The organism is Priestia megaterium NBRC 15308 = ATCC 14581 (assembly GCF_000832985.1).
GTDB lineage: Bacteria > Bacillota > Bacilli > Bacillales > Bacillaceae_H > Priestia > Priestia megaterium.
This window is the reverse complement of the sequence record NZ_CP009920.1, coordinates 3,990,310-4,005,950: the sequence shown is the minus strand read 5'-3', so window position 1 is coordinate 4,005,950 and position 15,641 is coordinate 3,990,310. Positions and strand designations below refer to the sequence as shown.

General features: G+C 33.5%; 12 protein-coding genes and 1 pseudogene. 7 read left to right on the top strand and 6 right to left on the bottom strand.

Annotated features, from left to right (window positions below; translation table 11 throughout):
• Nucleotides 1–374 precede the first annotated feature (374 nt).
• Entirely contained in the window at nucleotides 375–1,727 is a 1,353-nt protein-coding gene (gene brnQ / locus BG04_RS20625) for a branched-chain amino acid transport system II carrier protein (protein ID WP_034652882.1), read from the top strand.
• 129 nt (nucleotides 1,728–1,856) lie between these two features.
• On the opposite strand, the gene BG04_RS20620 is transcribed toward brnQ, so the two are convergent.
• Entirely contained in the window at nucleotides 1,857–2,414 is a 558-nt protein-coding gene (locus BG04_RS20620) for a hypothetical protein (RefSeq protein WP_034655218.1), read from the bottom strand.
• 460 nt (nucleotides 2,415–2,874) lie between these two features.
• Between BG04_RS20620 and BG04_RS20615 the strand changes: the two genes are divergently transcribed.
• Nucleotides 2,875–3,345, top strand: coding sequence for a DinB family protein (locus tag BG04_RS20615; protein WP_016766645.1), 471 nt, complete (start codon nucleotides 2,875–2,877; stop codon nucleotides 3,343–3,345).
• A gap of 508 nt (nucleotides 3,346–3,853) precedes the next feature.
• Here BG04_RS20615 and BG04_RS20610 read toward each other — a convergent pair.
• Nucleotides 3,854–4,030, bottom strand: coding sequence for an aspartyl-phosphate phosphatase Spo0E family protein (locus BG04_RS20610; RefSeq protein ID WP_034652883.1), 177 nt, complete (start codon nucleotides 4,028–4,030; stop codon nucleotides 3,854–3,856).
• A 1,101-nt stretch (nucleotides 4,031–5,131) separates the two neighbouring features.
• Here BG04_RS20610 and BG04_RS20605 point away from each other — a divergent pair.
• A complete protein-coding gene (locus tag BG04_RS20605) occupies nucleotides 5,132–5,572 on the top strand; it encodes a DMT family transporter (RefSeq protein ID WP_016766641.1) in 441 nt (146 codons plus the stop codon).
• Nucleotides 5,573–5,891: 319 nt separating this feature from the next.
• On the opposite strand, the gene BG04_RS20600 is transcribed toward BG04_RS20605, so the two are convergent.
• The gene (locus BG04_RS20600) at nucleotides 5,892–6,236 is read right to left on the bottom strand and encodes a DinB/UmuC family translesion DNA polymerase (RefSeq protein ID WP_256656499.1); all 345 of its coding nucleotides are present in this window, start codon (nucleotides 6,234–6,236) and stop codon (nucleotides 5,892–5,894) included.
• A 277-nt stretch (nucleotides 6,237–6,513) separates the two neighbouring features.
• Here BG04_RS20600 and BG04_RS20595 point away from each other — a divergent pair, with 277 nt between their 5' ends.
• Nucleotides 6,514–7,926, top strand: coding sequence for an ABC transporter permease (locus BG04_RS20595; protein ID WP_034652885.1), 1,413 nt, complete (start codon nucleotides 6,514–6,516; stop codon nucleotides 7,924–7,926).
• Nucleotides 7,927–8,678: 752 nt separating this feature from the next.
• Here the strand turns inward: BG04_RS20595 and norA are convergent.
• Nucleotides 8,679–9,878, bottom strand: a complete 1,200-nt coding sequence (gene norA / locus BG04_RS20590; RefSeq protein ID WP_034652886.1) for a multidrug efflux MFS transporter NorA — start codon at nucleotides 9,876–9,878, stop codon at nucleotides 8,679–8,681.
• Between the two features lie 138 nt (nucleotides 9,879–10,016).
• Between norA and BG04_RS20585 the strand changes: the two genes are divergently transcribed.
• Entirely contained in the window at nucleotides 10,017–10,841 is an 825-nt protein-coding gene (locus BG04_RS20585) for a MerR family transcriptional regulator (RefSeq protein WP_034652888.1), read from the top strand.
• 174 nt (nucleotides 10,842–11,015) lie between these two features.
• Here the strand turns inward: BG04_RS20585 and BG04_RS30360 are convergent.
• A pseudogene (locus tag BG04_RS30360) lies at nucleotides 11,016–11,893 on the bottom strand (Rpn family recombination-promoting nuclease/putative transposase).
• Nucleotides 11,894–12,455: 562 nt separating this feature from the next.
• Here BG04_RS30360 and BG04_RS30355 point away from each other — a divergent pair.
• Nucleotides 12,456–12,617, top strand: coding sequence for a hypothetical protein (locus tag BG04_RS30355; protein ID WP_016765086.1), 162 nt, complete (start codon nucleotides 12,456–12,458; stop codon nucleotides 12,615–12,617).
• A 224-nt stretch (nucleotides 12,618–12,841) separates the two neighbouring features.
• Nucleotides 12,842–13,921 carry a lysozyme inhibitor LprI family protein gene (locus tag BG04_RS29110; RefSeq protein ID WP_051975615.1) on the top strand — a complete coding sequence of 360 codons (1,080 nt, stop codon included), beginning with the start codon at nucleotides 12,842–12,844 and terminating at the stop codon, nucleotides 13,919–13,921.
• Nucleotides 13,922–14,320: 399 nt separating this feature from the next.
• Here the strand turns inward: BG04_RS29110 and BG04_RS20570 are convergent, their stop codons facing one another.
• Nucleotides 14,321–15,550: an NAD(P)/FAD-dependent oxidoreductase gene (locus BG04_RS20570; protein ID WP_034652889.1), complete on the bottom strand. Its 1,230-nt coding sequence runs from the start codon at nucleotides 15,548–15,550 to the stop codon at nucleotides 14,321–14,323.
• Nucleotides 15,551–15,641: the final 91 nt, after the last annotated feature.

Here is a 15,641-nt window from a genome sequence, read left to right as displayed (position 1 = left end):
ATTTTCAAAAGCTTTATAAGTTTCGTAGTACTATATTTATAAACTTTCTTGCATGTAATTAAATCTCATTAGTTAACAGAATAATATACGCGTTTTGAATATTATTTATGGTCTTCTCAAAAGATAATAACCATATTAAACTACTTAATGTACGCGATTTGAATAAAGATTTTGGTTTTTAATATTATTTTTATTTTAACAATGCATAATGAACGGAAAATTGATAATTTTTTAAATTTTATCAAAAAAGTTTATTTTTTATATTGAAATATGTAATTTGACTGTTTATAATACAAAAAAGATAAGTTATTTGTAGTTTAAGTTGTCTGAAAATTTAATTTTTTATGAAGAATATTATTAATGGGGGTTTCACCGTGTCACACAAAGTACCGTTTTCTTTTATAGTAATCATTGGTTTAATGTTATTTGCATTATTTTTTGGAGCTGGAAATTTAATATTCCCTGCCATGCTCGGTCAGTCAGCGGGAGCAAATATCTGGTCAGCAAATGCGGGTTTTTTAGTTACTGGAGTAGGCTTGCCTTTACTTGGTGTACTAGCTTTTGGATTCTCCGGAAAGGAAGATTTACAATCATTAGCAAGTCGCGTACATCCTATCTTTGGTTTAGTATTTACAACTGTTCTTTATCTAGCTATTGGACCTTTATTTGCTATCCCACGAACAGGTAATGTCTCTTTTGAAATTGGACTTAAACCTTTCATTTCTGAAGGCTCTAGTTCTATAGCTTTACTCATATTTACTATTATATTTTTCAGTATTACATGCTTTTTTTCTCTCAATCCGGCGAAAATTGTCGATATTGTCGGAAAATTCTTAACGCCAATTAAATTAACATTCATTGGAATTCTAGTTCTAGTAGCTTTTATTCATCCTATTGGAAAATTTCAAGCACCTACAGAAAAATATGTAACAAACTCTTTTTTTAATGGATTCCAAGAAGGATACCTAACAATGGATACTCTTGCATCTTTCGTTTTCGGAATCATTATTATCAATGCAATTAAAGAAAAAGGCGCTAAAACAAAGAAGCAAATTATAACTGTTTGCCTAAAAGCTACGGGAATTGCTGCTATTATTCTTGCAACTATCTATTCTGCCCTTTCATATATGGGTGCTTCAAGTGTAGAAAAGCTTGGGCATTTAGATAACGGAGGTGCGGTCTTAGCAAAAGTATCTAATTATTATTTTGGAGAATACGGAGGCGTACTGCTAGGCTTAATGATTACAGTAGCTTGTCTGACAACTAGCGTAGGACTTATTACTGCATGCTCTTCTTATTTCCATAAATTATTACCATCTATTTCTTATAAGAAAATTGCGATTAGCCTATCCATATTTAGCGCAATAATCGCAAATGTCGGATTAAATCAATTAATTTCTTTTTCAGTACCTGTTTTAACAGTTCTCTATCCATTAGCAATTGTGCTAATCTTTTTGACATTCCTTCATTCTTTATTTAAAGGATGTGCTGAGGTATACCAAGGTAGCCTATTCTTAACGTTTGTTGTAAGCCTGGTAGATGGATTAAATGATTTTGGCTTACACATCCCTGGTATTGACCAATTATTTACTTACTATCTTCCTCTTTACCATATTGGATTGGGTTGGATATTCCCTGCAATTATTGGAGGTCTTGCAGGTTATGGAGTTAACTTGTTTAAAAATAAAGAGAAATTTACTTCTAAATCAACAAGGTTAAATAAATAAATTCTAAAAGAAACCTTTGCTCAGATTGAGACAAAGTCCATAAAAAACCACTATTCCCTCGCTTTTTCTAAATAAGTGAGAGAATAGTGGTTTTAAGAAATCTTTACTTATTCGCTCATAATCTCTTGTTTATTTTATTTCAATTGCCGAAGCTTTGTTATCCCAATCTGAAGCCATATTGGCAGTTTTACCATACCAATCAGAGTGTCTAAAAGAGACTCCTTTGCCATACCCTTGAGATGAAGTATGCTCCCAGAGAGTCGTTGAATAGCTTGAAGAAGGTGATGCCGTGCTTAAAGACGAAATTCTGTCGTTCCAGCTGGAAGGCAAGTTTTTAAAACCGTCTCTCCAATAAATGTACTGGCCTCCTTTATTTTTAGACTCGTAGAAATCCGTACAACAAGCACCACTGCCCATCATGGTGACTTTGTTTTGAAGTCTCTGTTTATCTTTCTCAATAAATGCGTTCAAAGCCTCCCGGCTCGTAAACCCATATGCCAACCAAGCGCCTTCTTTATTCTGTTTAGGTAGAACCATGGTTACTTGTATATCTTTGTTAGAAATGCTATTCATTTTGACCTGAGAATCTACATCTTTTCCATCGACAGTTACATAATCAAATGTTTTAATTGTATACTCTTTTTCTGCATACGCCCCGTTCGTGGGCACTGCTATAAATCCCATCATAACAAAAAGAAAACACAATGCGGAAAGGCAACGTTTTACTTGCAAGTCCTTCACTCCCTTATTATTTACATTTTGGTAATATGGTTGAACAAGCGAACCGGTGTTAGTACCCATGTGTAAAATCCAGATGAAATAACAGTTTTTTTGTCAAATGTTATAGCTGGTTACTCTAAATCCCCTATACCATAAATATAATAAATATTTAAAATGTAATAAAATGCTAAAATCACTAAATTTAATTTTAGTTAAAAATGATCATTTTTAACATTAAATGTAAATTAATCAAGAAACAAATAGTATTTAATTAATTTTTATAACCGTTTATTATTCCTAATAGAATAGTTCTAGTTATCATAATTGATTTTATAAGAACCAGAAGTACTCGAAATAAGTTTAGCTAGAAATTCACATTTTTATTTTAGAGAAATTATGCAAAATATTGATAAAAGGGGGAGCACAGATGAATGTAACAGATATAATATTAATAAATTTAAAAGAGATTAGAAGAAGAAGTATAAAGGTTTGGGAAGCAATTCCTGAAGATAAACTCGATTGGAATCCGGATAAAGGGGCTATGCCATGTTTAGAAATGATCCGTCATGTTTTAGAATCAGAATATTACTACCACTTAGCTATTAAAAATTCAGGTAGTCTAAGGGAATTTAATTCTCCTTTCGAAAAGAGACCATTAAATTCTGTAAAAGATGAATTAGAATTTGCAAAATCATACCACCAACAATTTTTAGAAATGATTAGTACTTTTTCTGAAGAAGATTTAACAACTATTCAAATAGACCGTTCAGATGTGGGCTACGTTCGTTCCCTAGGTGATATGTTGATGCGGATAGGCTATCATGAATCCGTACATGCTGGACAACTCTTACAATATCTAAGGATCATGGGGGTTGATCGCCCTAGAATATGGGATTAAAACAAGCAAACGCTATAAATATCATATACAATCTTAGTTATCATAATCACTCTTCAAGGAACCAAGCAAGCGAAAGAACCCTTATAGATAAGGGTTCTTGGAAGTTTTTTTTATTGGATATACAGTTTCTTATACGTCTTTGGTATAACTGATTTTTTCCGTTTATCAGTTGAGAGGATAATGTATAAAAAACCTACCTTTTATACATATGGCAGTGTACCTAACCATTAGTCCTTATAGCAAAAATGTGCTGTTGTGTACATGCGGTTATATTTTGGTACTTTATAATTAGCATTCCTACTAAAAAGCTATCTCGTTTGTTAATGTCGAGATAGCTTTTTATATATAAATAAAAATATAAAAACACCTTTACTTTATTATCCAAATTATTTATAATTTACAAGTCGATTAGTAAGTTAATCACCACTTACTAAAAAGCTATCGCTTTCTCTTGCTAGGCCAATGCTGAGAGAAAGCGATCGTTTCTTATTTATAAAGAGACGAATACTTACTTCGTTAAGCTTACCTTCTGTAATTCATTCAACAATTGATCAATGGATCGGCTCACTTGAAGTGTGCCATCACTTGTTATACCTTCTTCTCGTGCTACTTGAATCATCTTTTCCCTCTCTTTTTCTATCTCTATAAGTAAAGTTTGTTGTAAAACACCTTTATCCCCCTGCAATTTCTCTACCACCTATTTACTAAAAATGTTAATATGTTCACCTATTTAACAATAAATGTATTCTCCTTTTATTTCAACGCCCAACCTAAAAGAAGTCAAGGGTATCCTTTGTAAGACCTATTTAACAGCTCGAAATCTAGAAATACGAGGATAGATAGTCATTTTGCAGTCTGGTTTATCTTGTTATCATTGCTATTCTATTTGGAATTCCCCAAGGGATATTGAATTTAGCTAACCAAAATGCTGTCTATTTTCAGGCTTCGCCCAAACACATTGGTGCTTCAGCTGGTTTATTAAGAACCTTTATGTACATGGGAACTATACTTTCTTCTGCCACAAACGGATTGTTTTTTAAATCTGAAGCAAATACAAAAGGAATCCATCATCTAGCACTATTTAGTTTAATCATTTGTTTTATTCTGATTGTTACCCTATTCGATCAATCTCTGAGTAAAATTTTAAAAAACAGATGACCGTTTAAAATGCTGTATTTACACTTAGGCATGCTTATCTGCAAGAAGATTTTAGTAATAAACTTCAACGATTGGACACTTTTATGTAGTAACGAAAAAGCCCAGTTTCTCAGTCAATAAATTGAGTAATTGGGCTTTTTATTACTGGAAATTCCTTAGTGGGAAAAATGCACATTTTGTATATGATCGTGCACCTTGGGGAATGTTAATCCAACTCATTAGCTATACACCAAATGAATTAGATTATCCAGAAGAGAGTGAAGCAAAACGTTTCACACCTTAATAGATAATCTGGTGGGTGTTTATATTTAAAACATAAAATAACAACTTAAAAAGCTGCATTTCTATAAATCAACATAGGAATGCGCTTTTTGTTTGTTGAAATAGTAACCGTATACCTTATTTGTTGAATAAATGAACATTGCCAGACAAGTAATGAGGTATAGCTAACCGTCATATTTTAAAATTATTGAAGAAGTAAATAAAATTCTTAATGAAGAGATATCTTAAATACTGAAATAGACATTAATAATTTACGTTTATTTACAGATTAAACATAGGATAAATAGTAACAATTCTCAGTAGCAATCAGCTCTGTTGAATATAAAAGAGGTGTGGGAGGAATATAATGATAATTTTTTTAATTATATTTGCAATATTAGCTGGCATGGCTTTACCTACTCAATTTAGTGTCAATGCTCAATTGAGATCTGTCGTACATTCCCCTATCATTGCTTCGACTATTTCTTTTATAGTTGGTGCAATTATTTTGCTTATTATATCTTTATTTGGAAAAGGTATGAGTGTAAATAAAGAATGGTTCGCAGCACCGTGGTGGGTATGGACCGGAGGCCTGTTAGGAGCTTTTTATGTAGTTGCTTCTATTGTACTTATACCTCGTCTAGGAGCTACTGCTACAGTTGCTTACATTCTTGCAGGTCAAATGGTTGCTTCTACTTTAATTGACCATTTTGGATTAATAGGAGTGCATGTGCACTCTTTAAGCATTCCTAGAGTAATAGGAGTAGTTTTAATCATTGTCGGAGTTATTATCATTCAAAAATTTTAAAATGTAATAATATAAAAGAAAACAGTTATGAAATCGATAATAAACATAACGCCATACAGTAGAAAAAAATAACTAATACTTTATCTAAATAAGCACTGACTATTTCCTATTTTAGTTAGTGCTTATTTTAAATACGTTTTTATTTTATCCTTACATAAAACGAGCATCAATGAATTCGCTTAATCTCATTTTATTCTTTAACTCAAATACGTTATCAATAAAAAAATCAATTACTAAGGGAATCGACAAACTGAATGAACCTTGTCTCTGTTATGTACTGCCCTTTTTTATAATATGTAAGGCTTCAATTAAGGTGAAATTAATCTGTAAGACTATTTCGATAACGATCTGTCGAGTGAGGAAGGTGACTAGACTCACGTAGTACACTATTCTTGCCATAACGCAGCCGAATGTCATCAATCGTTTTAGCAAAAGCATAGGCTCTTTCACGCTGATCGATATCCTCAAATAAGCTCATTTGCTCCTCTTCTTGAATGCTAGTGTTTGATAAGGAAATGCCAATGGAGCGAATCGGCATCCCACTATCAAATGTATGTAAAATGGTTAAACAATATGGAAAGATATCTTGGCTTAAGTTCGAGGCTCTCCCCATTTTCTTTTGTCTGGACAAGCCTCCACCTGTTTGTTTGCTGTAGCCAATCAACAAATGAATCGTTTAAGCTACTACTTGATGCATGCATACACGAAAACACACATATATGGACAACTCGTTGGTATGCTCCTCTGTTCTTCTACGATGTTTCAAATGCGACAACTCAGAAAGTCTTTTTGAAAATAAAAGACTGAAGAAATATTAATTTTCTCCAACAAAAGAAACGTTCCTGTAACTATGAAAGGTGTCTTTTTATAACCTAATAATCGATACCAAACTGGACATAATAAAATGAATAAAAAATATCCATTGTTAGGGGAATTGAATCGTGAAGCAATTGTTTAAATTAAGCTCCTCATGGTTTCCAATTTGGTTAATATCATTATTAATGTTAGTCATGGTATTTGTATATCTGCCTATATTTAAAGGTGCAAAACAAAACATGTCTGATGTTCCTCTAATTGTTGTAAATGAAGATAAGGGAAAAGTTGGCGATGCCATATTATTAAATCTTATCGAAAAGCAAAATGGGAACTCTTTTAAATGGGAAGTTGATAAAAGTAGGAAACAAGCATTCACTGATATAAGAAATAACAAGGCATATGGCGCATTAATTATCCCTTCAGACTATTCAAAAAGTCTTGATCGAGTCCATGATACGCTTATTTCCGGTCTTACAAATGATAAACCTGCTGATTTAGAAATTTTATTGAACGAAGGGATTGGGCAAACTGCATCCATGATTGCGAGTAATACCCTTCAGACAGTCGCTTTAACTGCTTCTAAAGGAATTAGTAGCCAACTAAAAAATGAATTACTGCAAAAAGGAATGAGAGTAGCACCAGAGAATGCTTCATTATTAGAAAACCCCGTACAGGTTGTTTCCAAAAATGTACTGAGGCTGCCGGTTAATCTTAATAAAGGAATGACACCGTTTGTCATGGCCCTTATATCATCTATTACTGGAATGTTGGGTGCAAATATGATACATGGATATCTTTTGCGAAGTAATGGCATTTTGAAGAAAAGGGGATCTGCATTAAGTGAATCTGAAGTCCTTACATCAGAAATAATTTTTGGTATCATTTTAACTTTCTGTGTTTCAATTTTTATTCAACTAGGGGTATTTGGAATTTTTGGGAGTGCACATGCTTCAAACATTTGGACGATATTCCTGTTTACTTTCTTTAGTTGTACAACCATGTTTTTGTTATTTAAAACGATAGCAGTATTTTTAGGTGGATGGGGAATGTTAGTAATGTTCCCGGTGAATTTTATGGGGATATTTTCTAGTGGCGGAGCATTTCCTCTATCAACATTACCTACCGTCCATCGACTGTTCAGTTATATTCTACCTACAAGATATATTGTGGATGGAATAAGGGCATTACTTTATTATGATGGAAGATTGGAGGCAGGACTTGGACTAGCCTTATTGGCACTCTCCATCTATTTTGTTTTGACATTAGCAATTCTTATTGTATTCATTAGTCTTACTAAAAAATATAAAGAAGCAGTTGTTGATGAAAGTGGAAAGAAAATTGAAGTAGAAGTAGGAAATGAAATTCCTCATGAACCACCTACTCACGAGCAAAGGAAAAGTCTCCATACAGGAGAAAAAGATGGAATGTTTCGTCAAGCAGTGTCTAATTTAGCTAAAGGCAGTAATAAAGAGAAACAGGAAATGAATGATAATGAGTATCGAAACGCATTGAAGTCCTTAGACAAAAATAAAAAATAATATTATTGCTTGAAGATGAGAGTAATAATATTATTTTTTGCGTATTTCTAGATTTTTTACATTAACAAAAATACTGCTATAATAGCAGTATTTTTAAATTACTAAGTAAAGGTAAAAGAATAATAAAATAACAATATCTAGTTCCTTAACATACAGGTAACCGCATAAAATGTATCTAAACGTGTAACTTTTTACTTTTGGTGACGTGACCCCTAGTATAGAAAAGCTAAAAATTTTTAATCGCTTAATTATTAGAAGGTAGAGGAAGCCTTTGTTCAATAAGGCTTTGCAATGATATTCAATAATCAAGCGAGTTTCTTAAATATTCGGTTCTCGAAATAAAAAGCCACCTTAAGTAAGTTGAAGAATGACATTTTTCTGTGTTACCAATCTCAAAAACGAATGTATTTAATAAGTTTTATTTTCTCATTTTTTGATCGTAAAATCTTTGATGATTTGTTATCAAGACTATTATCAAAAACAAATTAACAATAACCTCCTTTCGAAATTAGCTCCAATCATACATAAAGCTTGTATTAACGCAGTAACGCTAACGAAGTAGATAGCCTTTAGATACTATGTAGCTACTGCAGTAAGCTTGCCTGTCCAATCGAAAAATAAAAAGAACTCTTACCCCAGTAAGTAAGGGGGAGCTAATTATGTAAGAAGTAATGGGTTTTTATATGCTGGTAGTTGTCTTAATAGCCCATTTTTCATGAAATAGATGAGAAATCAGATTTACATATAAGAGTTTACAAGGTACTCTTTTTAGATAGGTTTAACTCTTCAGTCTTAGGTTTTTTCCATAGTATAGTGATGGCTAAACCAATGATAATGACAACTGTACTGAAATAGTAGGGGTAATTAATATTAATATCAAATAAAATGCCACCTAAGATGGGGCTAAATACGTTGGCCAGGGAAGTGAAAAAAGAGTTCATTCCTCCAACAAAGCCTTGTTCGTTACCAGCAATGCGTGATAAGTACGTTGTTACGGCTGGGCGAATGAGATCCGCACCTATAAATACGGTAAATGTGACTGTCATAACCGTCCAGTAAGAGCTCACTAATGTCATTGTAAAAACTAAAATCGCAGATACTACCAATGACCAACGAATCATATTAATTTCACCCATGTACTTTACTAACGGTTCGAATAGTACAATCTGAAATATTGCACCTATAATGGCACCGCCTGTGATTGAAATAGCAATATCCAATGGACTAAACGCGAATTTATGATCAACGTATAAACTGAAGAATGACTCAAATGCTGTTAACCCAAATGTCGATACAAAAATGACTACAAAAGCAATAAAGAACATAGGCATGAATATCTTCTTTAAGCCCATCTTTTTTTCTATTAGTCCTTTGACCTCTACTTCTTCTTGAGGAGACGCGGGTTCTTTTAACAGCTTAACGGATAAGATTGCAGCAACAAATCCAAGAACTGAAGCTGAGTAAAAGGGTACTCGCGTGCCAATCTCAGCTAAGAAGCCACCTACGCCTGGCCCTATAATTAATCCAGTAGTAATAGCTGCTGACATATATCCTAGCATCTTTGGGCGTGTTTCTAATGTTGTTATATCTGCAATAAAAGCTGTCACAGCAGGCATAATACAAGCACCACTAACACCGCCTAAAATACGTGATACGAACAATAACTCGATTGTTTCCCCTATTCCAAATAATAATTCTGATAGACTGAAGATAAATAATCCTATTACTATCATGATTTTACGGCCAAATTTATCAGCTGCTTTCCCCGCAAATGGAGAAATAATTAATTGTGTTAGGGCAAATATTGCTGTTAAATAACCAACAGTTGTACCACTAATGTTCAATTCATTCATAATACTCGGTAGTACAGGTATGACTAAACCAATTCCTAAAAAAACAATAAATATGTTTATAAGTAAGAGGTATAGTGTACTTCTTTTTGTCTTACTCATATGGAAACCTCCGTCTGTATAGATTGCTATGCAAAAGCTTATATAGCTTGATGTACCTTCCATGTCATATGATATAGCGTTTGCTTATGGTAGAGTATGAAGTATGGAGTTAGTCTATAGTCAAGAGGAGTTTTCAACTTGGAGAGAAAAACTAAAACTTTAACTACAGGAGAATTTGCTAGCTACGTGGGAGTGAAGAAAGATACATTATTTTATTACGATAAAATTAATCTTTTCAAACCTGCGGGGAAACTTTTAAATGGTTATCGCTATTATACCTATGATCAAATTAAATCATTCTCTACACTCCAGTCTCTTCGGAAATTAGGTGTATCAATCGAGGAGCTAAAAGAATATCTTAGTTCCCAAAACACTCATAAATTTATTCAAATGGCAAATCAGCAAACCGTTATAGTAGAAAAAGAAATTGAAAAATTGCTTCAAATTCAACGTTTCTTTAAGCAGATTATTTCAACGGAAGAGGAACTGAAAGGTGTCGAATTTGGAAAAGTTTATGTCCAAAAAACGGAGAAAAAGTACATCCTTCTAAGCAATAAAACCTCAAATGAGGGCATGAATACTGTAGAAGAATGGTCAGAGCAATATAATCATTTTGGAAAACAGATAGGTTTGCAAGTTCCGGTACCTATTGGATCTTTACTAACAAAAGATACCCTAATTCAAGAGAGGTTTGAGAGGGTTGATTATTTATTTTCTTATAGTGAGTTGGACACAGGACAATCAAGGCCAGAAGGTCTTTATGCCATTTATTATCACGAAGGACCTTATAAAAATATTGAGTCTTCCTACCTCCATGTAACTAATTTTATTAAGACAGAAGGCTATTCTATTGTAGGTGACGCGTATGAAGAGTACTTGTACGATTCGATGAAAACTAATAACGAAGAAGAATACCTTACTAAAATTAGCATACAGGTGGAGAAAGATTTAAAGGAACAGTAAGATTTATTTTTTAATCTTGTACTTATAGTTGCACCAAGGGGCCACTTTCTATGAAATAGTACAAAATTCCTTCTAGAACAAGAGGTTTGTTATTTTATCTGAGTAACGAAAAATAAGTACCTAATCTATAATAAAAAGAGCTGTATCTTACGATACAGCTCTTTTTATTGATATTTATTGGTAACGAAGTTTCTCCACGTCTTCTATTGTAAGACCTGTCAATTTACTTATCATTTTACTGTCTATACCTTCTTGAATCATGCCTAAAGCAACCTTCTGAATCCCCTTTTTTTCTCCTCGCTCTTCTCCCAGTTTCTCTGCTCTTTTTAAAGCAGATTTTTCATCTAAAAGAGCTTTTCGTCTTGCTTCATAAGCAAGTAATACTTCTGGATCTTGGCTCACACGTTCCCATTCATCCATTGCTTTCTTTAATACCTGATCTTCTTGCATCGCAATCTCCTCCAATACTTGAGTGATTTCTTCATCTTCAGATGCTTCAAGTAATAATAACCATCGCACAAGTTGATCTTTTCGAGGATCTACCTCTCTATTACGCCATTTAATTAATAACTTAGGTAGCTCCATAAAATGAATTTCCAGCATATCAGTTAAGAGTAATTTTTGTTCACGCTCATAAAGCTAGAAAGTTGAGTGATAATCATGAATGTGGGACAAATAACGGAAGTTAACAATATTAATTGTAATGGTTTTACAAAGCTCTCCGTAATCCATGCCTTCCTTCATTTGGCTACTATACATTTTGGACCAATAATAGAGTGTTCGCTTTTCCATATCAGCTTATTATTAAGTTGAATTTCAATATTAACGCGGCTTCCATCCTCTAATTGCGCGTGTACATCTAAAATCGAACGTTTATCTTCTTGGTTTTCTTTATTAAAATGCGGATCTAATAACTGAACCGTTTGAATCTTCTTCTCATCTGGAAAGCGAAGTGCCGCATTTAAAAAGGCAGCTAAAATGGATTCATTTCCATGGGTGCCAAATAACGATTTAAACGCAAAGTCGACACGTAAATCTAATCGTTTCGTCATAATGCCCTCCATCATATTTATGTTTGTTATTAGTATATATCACGACTAGATTTCTTCTTCCTATATCACGCGTTCTAATTCGATACGTTCACATTGAAAAACTTGTTACTCCTGTTAGGTACAAGATATTTTTAATAACCCATTAATTGAATATAATTAGATAAATAATAAAGGGACTTTCTTTTTGTTTAAGTGCTGCAAGAACTTAATAAGGTGATCAACATCATCTTGAGAAAGGCAAACAACTCTTTGTTCTGAGTTTCGGTCTCAATATAAAAAAAGCTAAGAATGACTGTTTGAAACTAATGTTTCTGTATCTTAGAGGTGAAAAGATAAGGTCATTTTAAAATGTCAATCTACTAAAATTCCTAAAACAGTACATTTCATTACTATTTACCTCCATTTTACTACTAATTCTCATGTATAACACGACTTTTTACACCTTTATAAGTAAAAATATTCAATTTACTTTATATTAACTTATGATTTCGTGTAGTAAAATTAATTTTGCTATAAATGAACAATGCAAATAAAAATACATTTATCAAAAGGGGATAAAACAATGAAAAGTCGTGTTATCAAAATTGTTTCTTCACTCGCTATAGGAATAGGAATTGTTGCAGCTCCAGCTTCCTCATACGCTGCAACGCCTAAAACCATGAAAGTTCATTACATTGATGTTGGTCAAGGAGATAGTATTGGGCGGCAGATGATGTCGTTATAATAATGTGCTAAATAAAGTATTCTTGCTCTAGCATAATGAATAAGATGTCAGTCTCTTACTTTGAGACTGTTTTTTACGAATTAATTATTAATAAACTGTTTTGAAAAAATTATAATATTTCACTGCTAAATAATATCATTACTAAGGAATAAAACGTTGTTATACTATCTTTTAATATTGGTAAAATACACATGAAATTAACAACTTTTAGAGGGGGAACAGCTATGTATAAAAAAGGTGTTTTTTTATTAATTACGGCAATTTCTTTACTGGTTTCTGGCTGTCAACAAGAAGAAAAAGTCGATTCAAAATCAAGGGAAACTGGAGAGGTTAGTAGCCAGGAGACCAGTGATAATAGTGCTAATAAAGCGAATCAAGATAGTAATAATGCTACAGACAATAATACTGGGGAACCTTCAACTATAAAAGGTAGTGATCATGGGAGTGCTGTTCACAAAAATAGTAATCAGCAAAACCCAACTAATTCAAATACAGTCTCCGATGACGCTTTTGTTACTAAAGATACAGCAGCTCTAGTAATGGCTGATTACATAAATGGACTAACAACTGCAATTAATACAGGCCAGTTCAGTAACGTTGCACAGGTTTTAAAAGGTTCGTTATATAGTGACCAACAATCATTAGTAAGCAACTTATATAAGAAGGGTATTAAAGAGAACTGGGTAGATTATTCTGTAGTAAATTTTACAAAAGCAGGTAACTCTTCTGATGGGCCTCTTTATAACATACAAACTGTAGAGACTGTATCTGTTATACAACCAGATGGATCTCAAAAAACAAATAAATATAATTGGATGTACACAGCCGTGCTTATCAATAACCAATTATACTTAACTGATATAGCTAAGAATGGACCGATTACTACTGTATCAAAGACTGGTCCAACTTCAAGCACTCCATCAACAAATAGTCCAGCTACAACCATAACTAATAGCAAAAAAGCTTATTATTTAGATTTATTAGAACAGACTAGAACTAGTGAAGTACAACCAGTTAATGACCAAATCGATGGTGACAGAAGACAAGCTTCTGGAGCAAATTATCAAATGTGGGACCAAGTGTTGAACGACATCTATGGCGAATTAAAAAAACAATTATCTGCATCAGAGATGAATGATCTAAAAATTAAACAACGTCAATGGATTAAAGATAGAGATGCTGCTTCTCAAAAAGAGTTGAAAGAAGCTGGAGGCGGAACTTTAGCTTATGCTGAAGAAGCCCGTATTTTACACGAAATGACTAGAGAACGTTGCTACGAGCTAGTTACTTATTATATGAAATAATGAGAAAATGCTATATTTACATGGTGGAACTTTATGTATTGGCTATCTTTATTGTTATGTGTGTATATGCCATCCTATAAATCACACACATACACATTTGCTCTTGCTATTTCTTGCCGTTATTTCTCTTCCATTTCTATCTGACTATTATTAGCTAACACCATCCTTTGCAGATTCATAAACTTCTCTAATAGTGATGGGAATAATTTAATGTATTCAACGTAACAAAGAGCCACTTGTTGCATACAAGTGGCTTTTTATATTGAGTATGTTTTAGATAAAATGTGCTAATCGTAACAGAATATTATCTTTGTTTTCAATATATCCCTTTCTGCTCTCGGTTTACCTTCCCCTCATTGCTAATTCTTGAAAACTCTTAGGTCAATTTCAAAATTTTTGCTAGATTGACTGCATAATTCGTGTGAGTTCTTTTTCTAAAGCATCGGGCTCGTTTGAGTAATTATAAATCCCTAAAAATTTCTCTATAGCCACTGGATGAGAACTGATTAGCTTATTGACAGCATTCTGTTGTTCAGAGATGCGTTCATTCTGCGAAATTTGACATCCCATGTGAAACCGAACCATAAACTCGTCTTCTATTGCCTTTTGATATTCTTCAGATATTTGATTTGATTGTTCAGATTGCCCCTTATATTTTGAGAGAATATTGGATAATATACGTGCTCCACATATAGCATCATGGATACCTTGTGCCATGCCAGGATCTTTAAAACAAACTGCATCTCCAACTAACGCCCACCCTTTTCCCATCCCTTTATACCAGTAATTATCATATCCGAGAATGCCTTTAACCGGTTCTACTAGTTCTGCATTTTTTAAACGCGTCCCTATTGTTGTATTCGGAAAGTTATCTGTTAAAAAATTGCGTAGACAGCTTTCTGGATTTAATTTCAATCGTCCTATCAATTCCTTGTTTTCTAATGGGAAAATGCCGGCAATAACATATAAATTATCATTTGTTGGAAAGAGAATGGCTGTGTTATCTTTTATCTTGTATACTTCAAATTTAGGGACATTGTCATGGCGAAATTCAGAGAAGTACCCGAAATAGATGCCGACTTTTGCCGAAATGCTTATTTTGATTTCACTTTTTACCAGCCTGCGGATAATTGAGGATCGGCCGTCTGCCCCGACTACCATGCGAGCTAAAAATTCTTGTTTCTCGTTATTGCCATCTATACCTTCCACCCCTACTACTGTATCGTCATCATGAATAACATCCGTCACACGAAACCTTTCTAGAACGGTTACATTCATTTGTGATTTGGCTTGTTCAAGTAGGATCTGATCGAGATAAGTTCTTCTAATGCAGTAACAACTTTCTTCTCCGTCAACCTTAGGGATGCGTCCTTCTATCGCGGTATCCTCAAATTGAAATTTAATATCCTGTACCGGTGGGGCGTTTGTTTTCAATAATTTGTCCATGACACCGATTTCTCGAAGAAGAGCGACAGTATTATTGAAAAAAGTATGGGTTGATAATGTATCCTTTGGAAAGGTCGCTTGGTCTACTAACAACACATGGAAACCTGCCTTTCCAAGATAAATAGCAAGGGTAGAGCCGGCAACTCTAGCACCGGTAATGATGACATCATACGTCTTATTCATCGTATCGCTCCGTTTCCAAGTACAATTATTAATTTGCGTATCCATTAGAAGGATTCCAAAACTAATGCTCTTACGAGTTAAAGCAATGAGG

What these genes read in the sequence shown, in the direction of transcription:
- BG04_RS20620 (WP_034655218.1), bottom strand. Translation starts at nt 2,414, where the DNA reads ATGATGGGATTTATAGCAGTGCCCACGAACGGGGCGTATGCAGAAAAA.
- BG04_RS20615 (WP_016766645.1), top strand. Translation starts at nt 2,875, where the DNA reads ATGAATGTAACAGATATAATATTAATAAATTTAAAAGAGATTAGAAGA.
- BG04_RS20605 (WP_016766641.1), top strand. Translation starts at nt 5,132, where the DNA reads ATGATAATTTTTTTAATTATATTTGCAATATTAGCTGGCATGGCTTTA.
- norA (WP_034652886.1), bottom strand. Translation starts at nt 9,878, where the DNA reads ATGAGTAAGACAAAAAGAAGTACACTATACCTCTTACTTATAAACATA.
- BG04_RS30355 (WP_016765086.1), top strand. Translation starts at nt 12,456, where the DNA reads ATGAAAAGTCGTGTTATCAAAATTGTTTCTTCACTCGCTATAGGAATA.
- BG04_RS29110 (WP_051975615.1), top strand. Translation starts at nt 12,842, where the DNA reads ATGTATAAAAAAGGTGTTTTTTTATTAATTACGGCAATTTCTTTACTG.
- BG04_RS20570 (WP_034652889.1), bottom strand. Translation starts at nt 15,550, where the DNA reads ATGAATAAGACGTATGATGTCATCATTACCGGTGCTAGAGTTGCCGGC.